This is a genomic window from Bifidobacterium sp. LH_426 (assembly GCF_056356875.1).
The window spans coordinates 257,473-274,077 of the sequence record NZ_JBKEVB010000002.1 but is presented as its reverse complement, the minus strand read 5'-3'; the positions used below and the strand labels follow the sequence as shown (position 1 = coordinate 274,077).

Genomic DNA, 16,605 nt, shown 5'->3' with positions numbered 1-16,605 from the left:
TTCAGGGGGAGCTGTCGCGCAAAGCGCGACTGAGGGGGTTCACGCGCCTCCCCATTACCCAGCACACGATTTACAATGAAGAAAGACGGGAGCTCATCATGCGGATATACGATTATTATGAGACGGGCGATGGCACGCGCGTCACACATTCCGATGTCCAGCCCGACGGCAGCGTGCTCGTATTCTTCGACAACGGGGACAAGCACGCCGAAATCAAGATTCCGGACGGCACGATTCCAGCCAATACGGGATTCAGTCAGCGGGAGACCAACGGATTTCTCGTCAGCACCGTCCGCGGCATGAAATCAATCATGCGCTATGCACGCGAAGGCGGTATCCAACATGCCTGGGCTGTATAGAATCCGAGGATTCCTTGTCTACTTCTGGGCGAATGAAAGCAACGAGCCGATTCACGTCCACGTCGCCAGAGGCAAGCAGTCGCCATCATCCGCGAAATTCTGGATTCTGCAGGACGGCACGGTACGAATCGCCAAGCAAAGTCCTGATATGACGACGAAGGAGCAGCAGGGAATCATCGAGTTCCTTGAATCGGTCGCTCCGGAAATCATCGTGGCTTGGCAGGAGATGTTCGGATATGTCCGATTCCATGACTGAATTGCGAAATATCGGCGACTATCGCGGCTATACACTGCTGTTCAATCCATGCAACCGCAGAATCATCGCCGAAAGGAAAACGGACCTCGCCACAGTGTTGTTCGACTGCGAACCATTTGCCTTGGTCCATCAATGGGGGTGCTCCGCCGATGACGTCCGGGCGTTGACGGACCATCTGGAAACAATCGCCCACAAGCAACTCGCGATCGCGTAGTCTTGGCCGTACAAAGCATGGCCAAGACTACGGGAGTCATCGAACTATCACCTCACCGCTTCGGGAGGCGGCCGAAGGTGAAGGCACGCACCAGGGCGGAGACGCCCATGACCACCAAGGCGCAGCCGGCGAAGACGACGAGCCAGACGGTGGAGCTCACCGGGGACATGAGCACGACGAAGCCGGCGATGATGGAGACGATCGCGTAGAGCACGGCCCATCCGGAGCTGGGGAGCCTCCACGATTCGACGAGCGCCATGAAGCCTTCGAGCATCCAGCCGATGCCGACGGTCATCGTGGCGAGCAGGGCGAGCGCCTGCCCGGAGACGGCCGCGTTCTTGAGCATGAGCAGGCCGCCGATGGTGAGCAGCACGCCGACGAGGATGTCGAGCACGCGCCATCCGCTCGGCAGTCCGAGTTCGACGATGGCGACGACGACGCGCACGAGTCCGGAGACCACGAGGTAGACGCCGAGCAGGACGGCCGCGACTTTCAGCGTGATGCCGGGCCAGAGCAGCAGGGCCGCGCCGAGCACGATGGCGGCCACGCCGATCACGCCGTAGAATCCGCGCACCCAGTTCTTCGCGTGCTGCGGCAGCATGGTTTCGATGAGTTTGAACGGATCGACCGGCCGCCCGTTCCAGCCGCCAGCCGAGCCTGTGCCGCCGGCGGGCCCACCCTGCCCCGCGTAGGGATTGTTCGACTGGTCCGCATACGGATTGGCGTACGGGTCGCCGCCCTGTCCCGCGCGCGGCGCGCCGTAGGGGCCGTCGCCCGCGTTCACATTCGCGTTCGGATCCGGATTCCGGTTGTCGTTCGTCATGATGACCTCCTTGCGATGACGCTGACTTCATGCTAGACAATCTGTCTAATTCCCACCACCATCACAATTGGTCATGTTGTCCAATAAAACGCCACGACGCCACCGGCCGTTCACCCGACCACTGTCCAATGTTCGGATTGGACGCTAGACTGGTGGATTAGTGAGCGCCGCGCACGCTGTGCCGACCACCGCGTGGCGCCTCGAATATTTAAGGAGCAATATGGCGAATCATCGCAAGAAGACGCCCACCCTGAAGTCCCTGAGCAAGCGCCAGTGGACGCGTATCGCGGCCATCGTCGCGGCGGTGGGCATGCTTGCGGGTGCCGGCGTCGTGTCCAGGAACTTCTACCAGCAGGCGAACAAGCCCGCCGCCGTCACCGAATTCTCCGCCACGGACAACAACGCGCTCGGCGTGTCCCGTGGAGGCGCACGTGGCGACCTCAACGGCAACACGTCCTATGTGACCGTCAAGATCAACGGCAAGTCGCGCACCGTCCTCGGCGACGATTTCACCGACGTGAAGTCCGTGCTCGAAGCTGGCGACATCGTGCTCGACCCGGATGACACGGTCTCCCCCTCGCTGAACACGAAGGTCACCGAATCCACCGTCATCACCATCGAACGCGCGGGCGCCACGCTGGAGACCAGCGACAGCGACATTGCGTTCAACACGGTGAAGAAGGAGACCGACGCGCTGCCGAAGGGCCAGGAGAAGGTCCAGCAGGAAGGCAAGGTCGGCACGATGGAGACCACAAGCCTCGTCACCCGCGCGGGCGGCAAGATCGTCTCCTCGAACGTGTTCGCCTCCTATGTGAAGGAGGCCCCGACCGACAAGATCGTGCTCGTCGGCACCGGCTCCACCAGCACCGGCTCCTCGTCGAGCTCCGGCGATTCCTCCTCCAACTCGCTCGGCACCACCGTGCCCGCTTCGGAGATGCAGACTTGGGCGCATGACTGGCTGCTGTCGAACGGCTACACCGAGGCCGACTTCACGGCCGCCGTGTACATCATCAACCACGAGTCCGGCTGGAACCCGCACGCCACGAACGCCTCCTCCGGCGCGTACGGCCTGCCGCAGGCCCTGCCCGGCTCGAAGATGGCCTCCGCCGGCTCCGACTGGGCCGACAACTACCAGACCCAGTTCAAGTGGTTCGTGAGCTACTGCAACGGCCGCTACGGCGGCATCACCGGCGCCTACACCTACTGGCAGTCCCACCACAGCTACTGATCGCGCAAGCGCCTTGGCCCCCTCTGACGAGGGGGCCTATTACGTTACGCCTTCTTCCACCCGAGCGCACGCGCCACGCGTCCTGCGCGCCAGCGCAGCGCCTTCCAGCAGTGCCGTAGCGGCCACAGGGCCAGCCACGTGCGCCAATACACGCCATACCAGCGCGACTCGCGAGCTCCATCGCACACCACGTGCCATGCGCCCCTGTAGAACTCCTCCAGCCGCCCGAGCACCTGCTCGTCGCGCACGTGTTCGGTGGTGATGCAGTTGTCGCCGCGAATCGCGTACCAGCCGTCGTGCACGCCGACCACGCGGTGCAGCACGTACCGTCCGCCCGCCCGGTAGAGCGGCACGTCGCCGACGCGCAGCCGCTCACCGGCCGCCAAGGGCCGCACGACGATGGTGTCGCGCCGGTTGCGCAGCATCGGCAGCATGCTCACGCCCACCGTGGTACTCACGAACACGCCCTCGCGCCGCAGTACACCCTCGATGTCCGTATCGACGGCCACGCCCGCCATATCCGTCATCCGCATCACTCGTCGAGGAAGCCGTTGGCGCGCATCTGGTCGACGAACGCATTCACGTCGGCGGTGGCGGTCTCGCGGTCAATTGCGTATTCGCCCGTCACCTTGTCGACGATGCCGGCGACGTCGAGTCCGTCCGCGAGCCCCTGCCAGACGGTCTTGCCGGTCCCGTTCACGCGAATCATGCCCTGGAACGTCTTCGAGGCCTCCCCCGTCGCGATGATGACGGTCTGTCCGGCCACGTCACGCATGACGAATCCTTGTTTGATGCGCATATGATTTGTTCCTTTCGACGCCTGACACCCGTAGTGCAACGCCCTCATTATACGAAAAATCCCCCGCCCCGTGAGGAGCGGAGGATTCTCAATGATTGCGGCGGGCCGCAGCCCGTCCATCTACCCGATTCAGCGGGCGTTGCCCTTGCGCACGGCGAACAGGGCGACGCCGGCGGCGACCATCAGGCCGAGGGCGATGACGTACGGCATGACGACGGTGCCGGTCTGGGCGGTGGTGCGACGGGAGGAGCCGGCGGTACCGGAGACGGCGACGTTCTCGTTGGAGCCGGTGGTGCAGGTGTTCGCGAAGGACACGGTCTTGGTCTGGAGCGTCACATCATCGCCGTCCTGGGCATCCTTGAAGCCGAGCACGGAAATCTTGGCGTCCTTGCAGTTCAGCGTGGCGACCTTGTAGGTCTTGACGAAGTTGGAGCCGTCCTTGGAGAACGTGGACGTGACCTGCTCCCACGGCGTGTGCACGTAGGCGGCGGCGGTCACGGAGGAAATCTGCGTATCGTCGTAGGCGATGGCGACGTACGGGTACTCCTCGGCGGTGGCCTCGTCGATGGCCACGGTGATGGTGGCGACGCCTTCGGAGGTGCCCGGGGTGATGGTCGCGGAGTAGTCGGCGGCCATGGCGGTCGGTGCGAGGGCGAACACGGAGAGCAGCATTGCGGCGAACGCCGCGACGATGGCGGTAATCTTCTTCATCTCTGTTTTCCTTCCAGTGCGCAAATCCCCTTTGCGCATTACATCTTCAAGTCTTCTGTTATCGGATGGGAGATCGTCTCGTTCCTTCTCCCACTGGTTGCCACCCTAGCACGCGGGTTGACAAAACGGTATGGGTTCAGGTTAACAACCGGGTAACATGATGGAAGCGAGCCCCGCAGGCGCGTCAGCACAACGTCTGCACAGGGTTTCCGAATAATGAGATTTTTGATACCGGTTTCAGCCGATGCCGAAACGGAGACCGGAACCACCGATAATTCGGCAAGGAGCATCGATGTCCGACGAAACGAAATCCTCCGCGAATGCGACAAGCCCTACAGGCACCACGACACCCCAGACATCCAGCATCATCGACCTCGAGGCCATCGACGAAAGCGTGCCGCTGACGGCCGTCGAAGCCCCGAAGGAGCACCACCACGGCAAGCGCATGAGCAAGGAGCATATCCAGCGGATCAAGCGCCGTCACCGTCGCGAACGGTTCCTGTTCCGTCTGGACATGATCCTGCTCATCATCGTCTGCCTCGGCGGCGCGGGCACGCTCCTCGCCCTGCAGGCGCTCCAGTAAGCGGCCCCGCGCCGGCAGACGCCGCTACTTCACCAGCGGCGTCTGCCGCACCACGGTCTGGCCCGGAACCGACCCCGGCGCGGTGACCACGGTCGCCGTGATCGTGGTGCTCTCCCCCGGCGCGAGGCTCACCTGCTTGCCGATCACGGTGAGCCCGTCGTGCAGCGCGTAGACGTCGCCCTTGGCCTTGTCGGAACCGGCCGCATAGGACGGGATGCCGCCGCCGGCCGGCGCGTACAGGTAGGTGATGAACTGGATGTGCCCCTTCTCGGCGCCATTCTCCAGCGAGCCGATCACGTAGGAGGGCAGCGAATCCACCTGCGAGGCGTCGAGCGTGTTGGTCATCGTGATTGTGATCTCATGCTCCTCGCTGCCGTCCTCGTAGGTCTTCACGAGCTTGTCCTTCACGTCGCGGCGGAGATACCAGTCCATCTTCGAGGCCATCGCGTCGTTGTAGTACACGCCGATCACCTGTTTCGGCGCCGCGCCCTCGATGCCGAGGTACGAACCGGAGTCCTTGGTGACGAGCGTGCCGCCCACCGTGGTCCCGGCGAGCAGCTTCTGTTCGTCCTTGTCCGCGCTCCACACGTACAGATGCCCGTCGCTCGCCGCCGTGACGGCCTGCTTGGCGAGGGCGAGGGCGTTCGTACCGGACGAGTGCATCACCTTGTCGAACGCGGCCTTGGCGGCGTCGGAGAAGAACACGTCCTGGTCGGCGTTGTCGGGCAGGTCACGGTAGACGTCATTCAGAAGGGTGGACACGGTGTGCGTCCCGTCAAGCGTGGCCTTGTAGTCGCCATGCGAGACCTCCACCGAGCCGGTGACGGAGAGCAGCTTCTGCAGGAGCACCGGGTCTACGGCGATGACGCCGTCCACCTGGTCGCCGTACTTGTCCGTCCACATGGCGGCCGAGAGTTCGCCCACGCGCGCGAAGTCGGGGGTGAAGTTCACGTCCTGCATGAATTCGCCGAGACGGTCGCCGTAGATCTTCTTCTCGTCGTCGGTGAGGCTCGCGATCGGGTCGTCACGCGAATCGAATTCGGAGGCGGGCACGAAGTCATGCATCGTGATGGTGCCGTCATGCACGGTCACGAGGCCCAACGAGCCTGCGATGCCGCCGGTGGCGCGGATCTCCGCGTTGTTCTGGGCGAGAATCAGATAGTTGTGCGAGCCGCCATCGCCGGAACCGGAGCCGGAGCCCAGCATGCCGGACAGGACCTGCGCGCCGCGAGCCAGGGAATCACTGATCTTCGCGAACGAGAGGAACGACTCGCGCGCCGGGTCCAGCTGGCGCTGCAGCGCGCCTAGCGTCACGCCGTCGATGGACTGGAGCTCGCTGTTCGCTTTGAGCATGTAGCCGTTCGCCTTGGCGAGCTTCGGCGCGGCCGTGCCGAGTCCGGGCACGCTGATCTTGCCGTCGGCCACGCTGATCGTGTCCGGGTTCATGTCGTCCGCCGCATCGGCGAGGAGCGGCAGCGCGTCGTCGGCGACGGTGTGCAGCGCGTCCACGGTGGAGCGGATGGCCTGGACGTCGCCGCCGTACCGCGGCAGGTGTGCCATCATCGCCCAGATCGGGTTCGACGTGTGCGCGTAGGCGGCGTCCACGTGCCGTTGCAGTCCGTCGACGGCGCCGTCGAGCTTCGACGCAGCGCCGTCCTCGGCGATGTTCAGGCCGCGCACGTCGGACACGCTGGCGGCGGCCGACTTCACTTCCTTGGCGACGATGGCCGCGGAGACGGCGAAATACGCGCCGACGAGAATGATCGCGGACAGCACCACCGCCACGACGACGAGCAGTGTGTCACGCAGGATGCGCTTCTCGCGGTGCTTCAGATAGCGGGGATTATGGTGTTCGGCGTCGCGCGCCTCATCGTCGCGCCCATGCTCCGGGTCGATGCTCAGTTCGTCGATTTCAGTCACAACGCCACTGTATCGTGAGGCTCACCCGTGGCGGGTACGTACTCATTGCCACGGCATTGTCCCGACTACGCTCCTACGATGGATTCCATGCGTATTCTGTTCGTCTGCACCGGCAATGTCTCGCGTTCGGCGATGGCCGAACTGCTCGCGCCGCATTTCCTCACCGACCCTTCGCTCGAGTTCGCATCGGCCGGCACGCGTGGTCTGCACGATCACGTGTTGTCGCGTGACGCGGCCGACCTGATGCGTCGCGACCATATCGACGAGGATCGAATCGCCGCGTTCCGTTCCCGCCGCATCTCGCCGCAGATCGCGGGTGCTGCCGACCTGATCCTGTGCTTCGAGGAGCGCCAACGCGGCGACATCGCGCTGGAGGCGCCGGTGAAGGCGCGCCGCACGTTCCTGATCACCGATTTCGCGAACCTGTGCGAGGCGGCCCGGAAAGAGGGCTGGATCGAGGGCGACACGTTCGAGGAGCGCGTCGATTCAGTGGTCTCCAACGCGGGCCTGCTGCGCCCGCAGCTGCCGAAGGCCGGCGATGTCGCCGATCCGCAGGGGCAGGGCCTTGCGGCGTTCGTGGAGGCGCACAACATGATCGTGCGCCTGTTGAAGCGTATCGCCGCCGCGTTGGACTGATATCATCCGGCCATCTCACGCGGCCGTGCGATTCAAATATCAATATGACTGAGGGGTTGGAATCCTGATTTGGATTCCAACCCCTCAGTCGTTATCAGCCTTTATCGGCTCGAACCGCTCACTTGCGCTTCGGCTGGCGCGCCTGCCTGTCGTGGCCCTGCTTGTCGGCCGAGGCGGCGGGCTTGGCTTCCGGCTGCTGGTCGGCGAGCGGCTCGGACAGCGGCTGCACGAGAATCGGCTTGGATTCGGCCGATTCCTTCTTGCCCTTCCTGTGCTTCCGGCCCTTCTTCCCGTCGTCGCCGTAGCCGTAGCCGTACTGGCCGTAGCGGTAGTAGGAGCCGTAGTAGTAGTACGTGCCGTAGCCGCCGTTCTTCTTGCGGTCGGCGAGGTTGAAGACGAAGCCGAGGATCGGCACGTCGAGCTCGCCGAGCTCGGTGATGGTGCCTCGCAGGGCGCGCTTGACGGCGACGCCCTTGCCGGAGACGAGCACGACGCCGTTGCCCTGCTGGCCGAACACGGCGGCGTCGTTGGCGACGCTCATCGGCGAGGTGTCGATGATCACGTAATCGTACTGCTGCACGGCCTGCTTGATGAGGTTGTGCATGATGACGGAGTTGAGCAGCACGGAGGCGTTCTGGATACGCGGGCCGGCGGGCAGGACGTGCAGGTTCGGCTTCCAGTAGCGCTGCACCACGTCCTTGACGGTCGCCTGGTTGGAGAGCACGTGCGCAAGGCCCACGTTGCCTTCGAGGCCGAGTCGCTTGGCGACGGTCGGACGGCGCAGGTCGGCGTCGATGAGCAGCACGGCGGCTCCGTTCTCGGCGAGCGTGGCGGCGAGGTTGCAGGAGACGGTCGTCTTGCCTTCGGCCGGCATCGACGAGGTGACGACGATGAGGCGGCCTTTGTCGCCATCCTTGGACGTGGTGAACGAGAGGTTGGTGCGGATGCGACGGAATTCCTCGGCGATTGCGCCGTCAGGCTTGGTCACAACGATCGGCTTGGTATCGTCGAGAGAATCATCCTTCGGGATGACGCCGACGATGGTCGCGTTCTGCGCGACGGCCTGAAGATCGGCGATGTCCTGGATGCGGCGGGAGAGCATATCACGCAGTACGGCACCGATAAACGCAAAAATAAGTCCCAATGCCGCACCGGCCGCAAGATTTCGTTTGGTATTCGGGGAACTCGGCGTACCCGGTACACTGGCGCGTTGAACGACCGACAATTTGACGATGGATCGGTCACCGGAGGAATACAATTCGGAAGCGACCACCTCGGACAAAGACTTGGCCACGCCATTAGCCAAGTCAGCGGACTGCTTAGGATCAGCACTGACGACAGACACGTTCAGCATGTAGGTATTCTCCGGATTCTCAGCCGAGACCATGCCCGACAGGCTCCCCGTAGTCAGCGAATCATCATGCTGCGCCTTTACAACTGGTTCCAGTACCGCACTGGTTTTCACCAAGTTCGGATAGCTCTTGAGCTGGTTCGCGATATACGTACCGGCCACGCTCTGCGTACCCACCTGGGTATAGTTGCTGACCGTCGACCCCTCGACCGACTCACTGTCGCTCATCGCGTTATAGCTTGCAAACAACTGTGCGGTCGCGGTATACATTTTTGTCTGTGTGAAGGTGTATCCAGCCATAGCTGCAAACACCACGACGAACATGACGACCGCTGTGAACCAGTGCTTACGAATCACCAAAAGCAAGTCAAGGACGGTCATACCGGAATTCTGAGTCGCATTCCCACGACCGGTAGTATCTTCCGACCCCATACGAGGGTCCGCCCCGGCCACTTTATTCTGTTCGAGGGTATCCGATGTCACGGTCTCTCCTACTTCTCTTCCAGAGGACTGCTCAGACCGCGAATCACGCGGACTGGCATCACATTCATATGGACCTTGCTTGGCAGTATAGCCACAGGCCACAACCGCACCCGTCTAACGCCGCCTCCATACCAACATCAGCTCACGCCACAGGTCAGACGGTTTCCGTAGCGACCTGAACAGACGGGCGAATCTCACGCCAAGCCGTGCAAGCCGGTTGCCGGGCAAATCGGGATAGCGATCCCGTATCCACGCCGCCGGAGGAAACAGTCGATTCCTTATATACCGCCAAGACGTCATCCCAGCCTGATGATTCTCGAAGAACGCCTCCGCCGCATCGGACGAATGATGCTCCATACGCCGGTCGACGAAGCGTTCCACGGATCCATAGGTGCCACTGACGAGAATCTCCTCGAACAAGGCTGTAATCCGTTCATCGGCACGGGAACGCCAATCATGCGGCGACGTGAACAACAGCTCGGACAGACCGCGGACAGCCTGCTCGAAACGGCTTAGTCCGAGCTGCTTCAGTTTATCGAGAACCCGTTCTGATTGAATCATATCGGGAAACTTCGTCAGATACAGATGTTCATCGGCCAGGAACCGGAGTCCGAAGCCACCTGCACGATAATGCTTGGCCATATGATGGACATGGAATATGTACTCCTCCTCGCTGGTCATGCGGAACTCGCAAGGAGGTTTCTCCATTGGTTCTGCAAGACGCCATGGATTCGAGTAATACTCCGTTTCCCGACTCGATACTCGCTCTTCAATCTCGTCCGCCACGGACATCAGCTTCGGATGCAGCTCGAAATGCAGCGGCGCTTTGCCGAAAGACAATTCCCGCCTGCCCACGGTCAATTCCTTGTAACCATGCGCGGCCATGATGGAACGCGACTTTGCATTGGCCTCCTTGCTTCGCTGCCGACGCTCGCTTTCATCGCTGCCACTATTATTCCACTTGCCTTTGCCGTCACGATCGACGAATCCGATAACGAGATCCTGATCGCTCATCGATCGCATGCCCGGCCGGGGATAATATCCGGCGACCAGAATTCCCTTCAATGGCATCCAAGACAATCCCGCCTCACGGAAATCGGCGAGAATCGTCTCCCGCTCCATGTCATAGCTCACCTGCTGGAATAACGTCATATCTGCATCATGCTTCCATTGCGAAGATAACGATGCAGGCATGTCCTTCAATACCCCTTCAGGTAGCGCGGGAAAAATCATCGATTGGATTGAGTGGTTGGCAGCGAGCCTGTATACCTGTTCCCAGGAAATATCTTCGGGCTTGGCATCCCCCTGTTCCGCATGCAGTGCCGCTGCCATAAGATCGATTAGGTAATCTGCGACAAGATTCAGCCGTGGATTCATCTGTTTGCTCTGCCCGCTATGCATTTCCTCTGTACTACTCATCGTCAATACCTATCGTCGTACCATCCGGGTTTTTAAAATGCTATTGTTACAATAGTCGTTGATAATCAAAATATATTCCTATCGCGTCTAAGGAGTTACATCATGGCATCCGTTCTTCAGGGATTCGAGGAAGTCCAGCTGGTCAAGCCGGTCGGCAAGATCACGATGACCGTCACCGCCAACGCGGTGCGCTTCAACAAGGCCACCGCCCAGGTGCTCGGCTTCCCCGCGCACGTCAAGGTGCTCGTCAACGAGAAGACGAAGCAGGTGGCGATCGTCCCCACCACCGCCAAGGCGGACAACGCGGTGAAGTTCAGCAAGCCAGAAGGCAAGCAGACCGCGTCCGTGAACGTGAAGGACAAGGCCCCGCTCGCCGCGGTCTCCGCGTTCTTCGAACTGCCCGAGGCCCCGGAGGGCGAGGTCGCCTACCAGCAGGTCGTCGGCGAGTTCTACCCGAACGACAAGGCCGCCGTCTTCGACGCCGCCAAGGCCGTCGCCGGCACGATGAAGCGCCGCGGCCGCAAAAAGGCCGCCTGATCCTACGCCTTTGCTCCCCCTTCAGGGGGAGCCGTCAGGCGACAGCCTGACTGAGGGGGGTCATCCTGCCGCCCTTTTTTGCTCCCCCTTCAGGGGGGGGAGCTGTCAGGCGACAGCCTGACTGAGGGGGTTTGCCGAAACTCACCCCAGCAAAACATCACGCATATTCCCCACCAGCGAATACTTCGCCGGCCGTACTCCCTCATGGGATATGGCTCCGGCCTTTTCAAGGCCTTCGACCGCTTGGGCGACACGTTTGCGCCCCAGCCCGAGATCCTCACCCAGCCGCGTTCTCGTACTGACATGCGGCGCGACGCCGAATAATTCCTCCTGCACGAGAACGGCCACGACGGCCGCCTCGTCTTCCGACCATCCGTTGTTCTTCCGCGTGGTTTCAAGATTGGCGAGCGCATGCGCGAGACGGCTTCGTTTTTCGGACAGATCGTCGATGATGCGCGTCTGCGCATCGGCCACGAATTTCATCATCCGATATGCGAACAGACTCCCGTCCATGCAGTTCAACGGATGCTGCGCGTCCTCGAACGCCTTGTAGTAGCGGTCCTTCCCGTCGGAGATGACCGGGCTGAGACTGATCGCGGTGGGCACGCTCAGATGCTGTCGCAGTTGAAGCGCGAACAGGAACCTGCCGGTACGCCCGTTGCCGTCGTAGAACGGATGGATGTATTCGAACGCGAAATGGCACATCGCTGATCGAATCAACGGAGGCACGTCACGGTTGCGGGTAAGCGTAAGCCATTGGGTGAGCAGTACCTTGATCTCGGATTCCGGGGTGACGCCCGTATGGATGCGTCTTCCGGTCGCCTGATCATCGATGTAGACCGGTCCTTCGCGGAACAGTTCACCATCCGGCTTGTCCTCGTCATCAAGCTCGCCTGCGGTGACTCTGTCATAGATGTCCCGGATATCCTGAAGGGTTCCGGGCATGGCGTAGCGTTCAGGATCGTCGTCGCTCAGTGCGAGGAATAGTTTCGCGAATTCAGTGAACCGTTTGTGGGGTTCGTCCCCGGCCGCGGCTTCCAGTGCCTCACTGATCTCCCTGCGCGTGGAACGCACGCCTTCGATGCTGTTGGTGCTCTGCATCTCGGCGCCGATAAGGTCGAACAGGTAGGCGCGGCGCGCGATGGGCGGCAGCATATTCCATAATGCCGCCACATCGTTTTCACGTTCGCGGACGTCATCGGCGATGGTGGCGAGTTCACGGAAGTTCATGACGAACAGTTCATGCCCACGCAGCGTGATTCCCGAACGGAACGTGCTCCACCCTTCGAGACGCCGCAGGTACTCCTGCTCGGCAAGGTCATCGGGACGTTCTCCCGACCGGCTCATGTGCACCGTCTGCCGAATGCTCTTGTATTCCATGCTATTGTTCCAATCCGCCGAAAAGAACATTTATACAGACAGTAAACCATGTGCTATTGTCCCAAAACCGCGTTTTGGGACAATAGCACTCCGGAATCCGCGTCGGAAACACCGTCTATTGTCCCAACGGGACATTACGGATGAGTCGGGTTCTCTTCTCCATCGTCTTGCAGATCGCGTCGATGACGGCTGGCGATAGTCTCGCGTTCGTGACGAGCTGGTCACGGATGAGGTCCGGCACCGTGCCTAGCGCGCTCAAATCGTATCTATCCCAATTGCGAATCGATTCCAGTTGCCGGTATGCGTTGGGCTTGTCACCCCAATCGTCGATCCAGAATGGTTTCGCGACGTAGTCGTCGTTCGTCATCGCCTCCGGTTCCATGCCGTTCCAGAGGCTGTCGCCGCTGTCGAAGATGGGAGCCGGCCGTATCGCAAACGTCTCGACGTCGCGGATGAGGCCGAAATTGTTGTAGTGCCGATCGGTGTTGCGCAACAGAAAATCGAGAAACAGGAAGTCATCGGTGGCGTGTTCTTCGATCTCACGCGATATCCCGAGTCGTTCGCATGCGTCGAGCCAGATGGTCTTCCGTTCGTCGTTGCGTCCTTCGCGGAAGATACTCCTGATCTGTCCGCCGGCGATCAGCTCCTCACTGTCGGAGAGCATTTCGTCGCAGACTGACACGCGTCTGCCTTCCGCGCGTCCGACACGATATTCGATGTGGTCGATGCCCAACAGCGACGACACCTCGTATGCGATGCGCTCGTTGTCCGGCTCCTGCCCGGTACGCCCAGCCTTGACCAGCTGCCTAACACCGCCGTCGCCGATGATCCATCGTTTCGGCAGGTCGCCGGCGCTGGTGATGTCCGGCGTGTTCACGTCGCCGATGCGCGACGAATGACCAAGGAACAGGGCTTTGCCGAGCTGTTCGTCGAAATCGTTGTGGAAGAAGTTCACGTCCGACCATGCGAGATCGTCGCGTCCGGCGGGACGTACCCAGTATTGGTCGGACAGGCTCAGTCCCATCGAACGGTCCAGCATGTCACCCGTGGGCTCGATGCCGCCGACGGCCAGCAGGGAGCGAAGACCGTCACGCGTCACGGGAATGCCGCGCCCGCGCCACCACGAGGTAATCGATTCACCGTCCGGTTCCGGCTTGCCGTCGACGTACATGCCCAAGGGAATACGCCGTTCGTCGAACACCTTCACCGCGCGCAACGCGTAGCCGCCGGTCTCGAAATACTCGTATTCCAGGACCGGATGGTCGCGGCACATCAGCACCCGATACCTGTCCGCCATGTCGCGCCTCCATTCATCACAAATATGGTCTTATCCTAACGAAATGATATGGGAGTCCATCCGGAGTACCGCCGCTTCATTGCGCTGCAGGCCTCCTGGCCTCGAATAGATACTATGCAACGCACATGCAGAGACGCTCGTATTTCATAAATTTCCGCTATTTATGCGTCAACGTCTTCTCCACAGCGCACGCATCTCATCCCACATATGCCGTGGGTGCATGCGTATGCCGGCCAAGGCCCTGTAGAACAACAAAGCGAACCGTGTAAGACGGTTGCGTGACCATCGGGGATAATATGTCTCAACCCAATCCCGTGGCGGGAACATCCTTTCCCACGCATAGCGCCATACCGACCGCTTTCTTGATGAATCTGCCGTAAGCATCAAGGGACCTTCACCGGTCCGTGAATCATCATTCACCAGTCTTCTTGCCACCGCATGCTCCAATGAACCATAGGTTCCACCTGACAGCACATCGTCCAACAACGATGCCAGCCCATCGTCAAGCCGGCAGCGCCAATCCTCCGGATGGTCGATCAACGTCAACGACAATTCACGTACCGCCTGTTCGAAATGGTCCAGACGCAACATCTCCAAGAGGTTTCGCACTGATTCCGACTGAACGATTTCAGGGTATTTCATGCAATACAGGTATTCGTCCGCAAGAAACCTCAGACCGAACCCAGAGGCACGGTAGTGCTTCGACATGTGATCAATATGGAATACGTATTCATCCTCGTAGCTGAAACGGAACTCACCGGGAATTCCGTCGACCGGTGATGCGAGACCCCAAGGATTAGCATAGTATTCCATTTCCGTCGTGTAGGCGCGTCTGTTCGACACTTCGGCGGCGGATACGAGTGATTTATGGAATTCAAAGTGTAACGGGGCTTTCGCGAAGGAATGTTCCCTCCCCACGTCACGCAATTCCTCATAACCATGATTCTTCATAATCGCATTCTGCACATCGCTTGCCCGGCGCGACCATAGCCGTTGCTCCTGAGCCGTTCCCCCCCTCGCCCTGTATCGTCCGCAATTGTCTTTTTCGACAAAGGCGACCAACAAATCTTGGTCGCCCATGGAGCGCATGCCGGGGTGCGGATAGTACGTGGCGACGATGATGCCTTTAAGCGCCATCCACGATAGACCAGCTTCGGCTAAATCGGCGATAATCATCTCACGATCAATGTCATAGCTCACCTGCTGGAACAACGTCATGTCGGCATCCCGCCGCCAATGCGAGAGAATCTCCGACGGCATGCTGTTCAAATCATCAGATGAAAGTGCGGCAAATGTCAATGCCTGAATCGCATGAACCGACACCACACGATAGACATCACCCCATGTGACGTCCTCCGGCTTGTTCGGCGCTTTGCGCCCTCGTAACGCCGCCGACATCAGGGAGACGACATGGTCGACGACCCCCTCAGGCCAACTCCGCATATTCGATGTTGACGTTTCGCTCATCTCCTCAGTCTATCGTCCAACGACGGACGAGGGCCACCAAGAAACCCCACGCTGTTGTCTCCTTCCCCTCTACTGGAACTTCGGACTCCCAGCTACTCGCCCATCATGAATCCAAGGTGGGCTTTCCTTAACACAACGGAAAGCGCATCGGACACCACGAATGCCCCGAAGAATACCAGAATGGTGAACAGCAAAGGATTGACCGGGCGGTGTTCGAACAGTTTGAAAGCCAAGTATATGATTTCAACATGAATGAAAAAGATGCCGTATGCGTTCTTCCTAATGTTTCGCAACAACCATGAATCAAACACCACGGCATGCGATTGGATGCACCATGCCAAAGCCATCATGGCTGCAATCCCGCCAAAGGCACCAGTGAGCATAAACACATTCAAAGCAATGACTCGATAATGCATCACATAAGACCCGCTCAGAATAACAAAACCGACCATTCCCATCCAAAATATAAGTCTTTTATCAAAAAGATAATTTGATAGATAATGGTTAACATATACGCCTGCCATGAAAAAGATAAAGTATTTGCATATATTGGCAAGCTGCAGCGTATATCCGACATAAGGCGAAACGAAGAACAGTAAAACCCCTATAATCAATATAGACGTCGATATCATGCCGTCATAATGCAAGATAACAGGTCTGATGACCATTACAATCACAAACAGCATGAACAATGTGAAGATGAACCATAGATGACGTCCATCCTGAGCCAAGATAATTGATTTCAAAACGTAATGAAGGTAAGAGGAATAAGCAAATCCAAGCCCTACCATGAGAGGGCTGACAACCAGCAGCCCCCACAGATAATACGGTATGAGCAGTCGTTTTGCCTTGTTGACCAGAAACCGGAAATTATCCTTGTATTTCCCTCGATCGATACAAATCCCATACACGCATCCAGACACGAAGATGAACAACGGCATGTGGAACATATATATGTACTCCGTCAACATCGACAAAGAATGTGACGGCCGCAATGGCACGGTAACCCCCTCTCCCGTATACCATCTGGTCACATGCGCCAAGACAACAAGCACAATGGCCACGGCCTTCCCGGCGTCATAGGCTCTGGACCACCCCTCCGCCAGCGTTTTGTCGAGCTGTCCCTCTTCCACTTCATCCCC

At 59.8% G+C, this 16,605-nt stretch carries 18 protein-coding genes and 1 pseudogene; 7 read left to right on the top strand and 12 right to left on the bottom strand.

The features are described 5' to 3' along the window. Positions 1-98: 98 nt before the first annotated feature. Genes AC1AYD_RS03440 through AC1AYD_RS03430 form a run of 3 tightly spaced genes read left to right on the top strand, consistent with a single transcriptional unit; the run spans position 99 to position 829 of the window. Positions 99-359 carry a hypothetical protein gene (locus AC1AYD_RS03440; protein ID WP_476502444.1) on the top strand — a complete coding sequence of 87 codons (261 nt, stop codon included), beginning with the start codon at positions 99-101 and terminating at the stop codon, positions 357-359. Then, a complete protein-coding gene (locus AC1AYD_RS03435; protein ID WP_476502445.1) occupies positions 343-615 on the top strand; it encodes a DUF4160 domain-containing protein in 273 nt (90 codons plus the stop codon). The genes AC1AYD_RS03440 and AC1AYD_RS03435 overlap by 17 nt, the downstream gene beginning before the upstream one ends. Further along, positions 608-829 (top strand): hypothetical protein, encoded by a 222-nt coding sequence (locus AC1AYD_RS03430; protein WP_476544673.1) that lies wholly within the window; start codon positions 608-610, stop codon positions 827-829. The genes AC1AYD_RS03435 and AC1AYD_RS03430 overlap by 8 nt, the downstream gene beginning before the upstream one ends. Positions 830-881: 52 nt before the next feature. On the opposite strand, the gene AC1AYD_RS03425 is transcribed toward AC1AYD_RS03430, so the two are convergent. Continuing rightward, positions 882-1,652: an HdeD family acid-resistance protein gene (locus tag AC1AYD_RS03425; RefSeq protein ID WP_476531513.1), complete on the bottom strand. Its 771-nt coding sequence runs from the start codon at positions 1,650-1,652 to the stop codon at positions 882-884. Between the two features lie 220 nt (positions 1,653-1,872). Here AC1AYD_RS03425 and AC1AYD_RS03420 point away from each other — a divergent pair, with 220 nt between their 5' ends. Then, complete coding sequence (locus AC1AYD_RS03420; RefSeq protein ID WP_476531511.1) at positions 1,873-2,880, top strand: aggregation-promoting factor C-terminal-like domain-containing protein; 1,008 nt, start codon at positions 1,873-1,875, stop codon at positions 2,878-2,880. 44 nt (positions 2,881-2,924) lie between these two features. On the opposite strand, the gene AC1AYD_RS03415 is transcribed toward AC1AYD_RS03420, so the two are convergent. From AC1AYD_RS03415 to AC1AYD_RS03405, 3 genes are all read right to left on the bottom strand, one after another. Further along, positions 2,925-3,407: a S24/S26 family peptidase gene (locus AC1AYD_RS03415; RefSeq protein ID WP_476531509.1), complete on the bottom strand. Its 483-nt coding sequence runs from the start codon at positions 3,405-3,407 to the stop codon at positions 2,925-2,927. A gap of 5 nt (positions 3,408-3,412) precedes the next feature. Next, complete coding sequence (locus AC1AYD_RS03410) at positions 3,413-3,679, bottom strand: PqqD family protein (RefSeq protein ID WP_476502450.1); 267 nt, start codon at positions 3,677-3,679, stop codon at positions 3,413-3,415. A 129-nt stretch (positions 3,680-3,808) separates the two neighbouring features. Beyond that, positions 3,809-4,390 carry a hypothetical protein gene (locus AC1AYD_RS03405; protein WP_476531507.1) on the bottom strand — a complete coding sequence of 194 codons (582 nt, stop codon included), beginning with the start codon at positions 4,388-4,390 and terminating at the stop codon, positions 3,809-3,811. A gap of 292 nt (positions 4,391-4,682) precedes the next feature. Here AC1AYD_RS03405 and AC1AYD_RS03400 point away from each other — a divergent pair, with 292 nt between their 5' ends. Next, positions 4,683-4,973 (top strand): hypothetical protein, encoded by a 291-nt coding sequence (locus tag AC1AYD_RS03400; RefSeq protein WP_476531505.1) that lies wholly within the window; start codon positions 4,683-4,685, stop codon positions 4,971-4,973. 24 nt (positions 4,974-4,997) lie between these two features. Here AC1AYD_RS03400 and AC1AYD_RS03395 read toward each other — a convergent pair whose 3' ends face one another. After that, positions 4,998-6,893 (bottom strand): DUF4012 domain-containing protein, encoded by a 1,896-nt coding sequence (locus AC1AYD_RS03395; protein ID WP_476531503.1) that lies wholly within the window; start codon positions 6,891-6,893, stop codon positions 4,998-5,000. A gap of 87 nt (positions 6,894-6,980) precedes the next feature. On the opposite strand from AC1AYD_RS03395, the gene AC1AYD_RS03390 reads away from it, so the two are divergent. Further along, on the top strand, positions 6,981-7,529 hold the full coding sequence (locus AC1AYD_RS03390) for an arsenate reductase/protein-tyrosine-phosphatase family protein (RefSeq protein ID WP_476531501.1): 549 nt from the start codon (positions 6,981-6,983) through the stop codon (positions 7,527-7,529). A gap of 118 nt (positions 7,530-7,647) precedes the next feature. Here the strand turns inward: AC1AYD_RS03390 and AC1AYD_RS03385 are convergent, their stop codons facing one another. The 3 genes and pseudogenes from AC1AYD_RS03385 to AC1AYD_RS03375 all read right to left on the bottom strand — a co-directional run bounded on the left by AC1AYD_RS03385 (position 7,648) and on the right by AC1AYD_RS03375 (position 10,695). Further along, positions 7,648-8,631, bottom strand: coding sequence for a CpsD/CapB family tyrosine-protein kinase (locus AC1AYD_RS03385; protein ID WP_476532290.1), 984 nt, complete (start codon positions 8,629-8,631; stop codon positions 7,648-7,650). A 339-nt stretch (positions 8,632-8,970) separates the two neighbouring features. After that, positions 8,971-9,261 (bottom strand): annotated as a pseudogene (locus AC1AYD_RS03380) (Wzz/FepE/Etk N-terminal domain-containing protein); the annotation flags it as partial. Between the two features lie 216 nt (positions 9,262-9,477). After that, positions 9,478-10,695, bottom strand: coding sequence for a nucleotidyltransferase family protein (locus AC1AYD_RS03375; protein ID WP_476544672.1), 1,218 nt, complete (start codon positions 10,693-10,695; stop codon positions 9,478-9,480). Between the two features lie 189 nt (positions 10,696-10,884). Between AC1AYD_RS03375 and AC1AYD_RS03370 the strand changes: the two genes are divergently transcribed. Beyond that, positions 10,885-11,319 carry a hypothetical protein gene (locus AC1AYD_RS03370; protein WP_476502456.1) on the top strand — a complete coding sequence of 145 codons (435 nt, stop codon included), beginning with the start codon at positions 10,885-10,887 and terminating at the stop codon, positions 11,317-11,319. Positions 11,320-11,460: 141 nt separating this feature from the next. On the opposite strand, the gene AC1AYD_RS03365 is transcribed toward AC1AYD_RS03370, so the two are convergent. The 4 genes from AC1AYD_RS03365 to AC1AYD_RS03350 all read right to left on the bottom strand — a co-directional run bounded on the left by AC1AYD_RS03365 (position 11,461) and on the right by AC1AYD_RS03350 (position 16,596). Next, entirely contained in the window at positions 11,461-12,699 is a 1,239-nt protein-coding gene (locus tag AC1AYD_RS03365; RefSeq protein ID WP_476531497.1) for a Fic family protein, read from the bottom strand. Positions 12,700-12,814: 115 nt separating this feature from the next. Further along, a complete protein-coding gene (locus AC1AYD_RS03360; protein ID WP_476531495.1) occupies positions 12,815-13,996 on the bottom strand; it encodes a hypothetical protein in 1,182 nt (393 codons plus the stop codon). Between the two features lie 168 nt (positions 13,997-14,164). After that, on the bottom strand, positions 14,165-15,463 hold the full coding sequence (locus AC1AYD_RS03355; protein ID WP_476544671.1) for a nucleotidyltransferase family protein: 1,299 nt from the start codon (positions 15,461-15,463) through the stop codon (positions 14,165-14,167). A gap of 92 nt (positions 15,464-15,555) precedes the next feature. Beyond that, positions 15,556-16,596, bottom strand: a complete 1,041-nt coding sequence (locus AC1AYD_RS03350) for an acyltransferase family protein (RefSeq protein ID WP_476531490.1) — start codon at positions 16,594-16,596, stop codon at positions 15,556-15,558. Positions 16,597-16,605: the final 9 nt, after the last annotated feature.

Bases quoted from the DNA above. Each gene is read 5' to 3' on its own strand.
- AC1AYD_RS03440 (WP_476502444.1), top strand. From the start codon at position 99: ATGCGGATATACGATTATTATGAGACGGGCGATGGCACGCGCGTCACA.
- AC1AYD_RS03435 (WP_476502445.1), top strand. From the start codon at position 343: ATGCCTGGGCTGTATAGAATCCGAGGATTCCTTGTCTACTTCTGGGCG.
- AC1AYD_RS03430 (WP_476544673.1), top strand. From the start codon at position 608: ATGACTGAATTGCGAAATATCGGCGACTATCGCGGCTATACACTGCTG.
- AC1AYD_RS03425 (WP_476531513.1), bottom strand. From the start codon at position 1,652: ATGACGAACGACAACCGGAATCCGGATCCGAACGCGAATGTGAACGCG.
- AC1AYD_RS03420 (WP_476531511.1), top strand. From the start codon at position 1,873: ATGGCGAATCATCGCAAGAAGACGCCCACCCTGAAGTCCCTGAGCAAG.
- AC1AYD_RS03415 (WP_476531509.1), bottom strand. From the start codon at position 3,407: ATGACGGATATGGCGGGCGTGGCCGTCGATACGGACATCGAGGGTGTA.
- AC1AYD_RS03410 (WP_476502450.1), bottom strand. From the start codon at position 3,679: ATGCGCATCAAACAAGGATTCGTCATGCGTGACGTGGCCGGACAGACC.
- AC1AYD_RS03405 (WP_476531507.1), bottom strand. From the start codon at position 4,390: ATGAAGAAGATTACCGCCATCGTCGCGGCGTTCGCCGCAATGCTGCTC.
- AC1AYD_RS03400 (WP_476531505.1), top strand. From the start codon at position 4,683: ATGTCCGACGAAACGAAATCCTCCGCGAATGCGACAAGCCCTACAGGC.
- AC1AYD_RS03390 (WP_476531501.1), top strand. From the start codon at position 6,981: ATGCGTATTCTGTTCGTCTGCACCGGCAATGTCTCGCGTTCGGCGATG.
- AC1AYD_RS03385 (WP_476532290.1), bottom strand. From the start codon at position 8,631: ATGCTCTCCCGCCGCATCCAGGACATCGCCGATCTTCAGGCCGTCGCG.
- AC1AYD_RS03375 (WP_476544672.1), bottom strand. From the start codon at position 10,695: ATGGCAGCGGCACTGCATGCGGAACAGGGGGATGCCAAGCCCGAAGAT.
- AC1AYD_RS03370 (WP_476502456.1), top strand. From the start codon at position 10,885: ATGGCATCCGTTCTTCAGGGATTCGAGGAAGTCCAGCTGGTCAAGCCG.
- AC1AYD_RS03365 (WP_476531497.1), bottom strand. From the start codon at position 12,699: ATGGAATACAAGAGCATTCGGCAGACGGTGCACATGAGCCGGTCGGGA.
- AC1AYD_RS03360 (WP_476531495.1), bottom strand. From the start codon at position 13,996: ATGGCGGACAGGTATCGGGTGCTGATGTGCCGCGACCATCCGGTCCTG.
- AC1AYD_RS03355 (WP_476544671.1), bottom strand. From the start codon at position 15,463: ATGAGCGAAACGTCAACATCGAATATGCGGAGTTGGCCTGAGGGGGTC.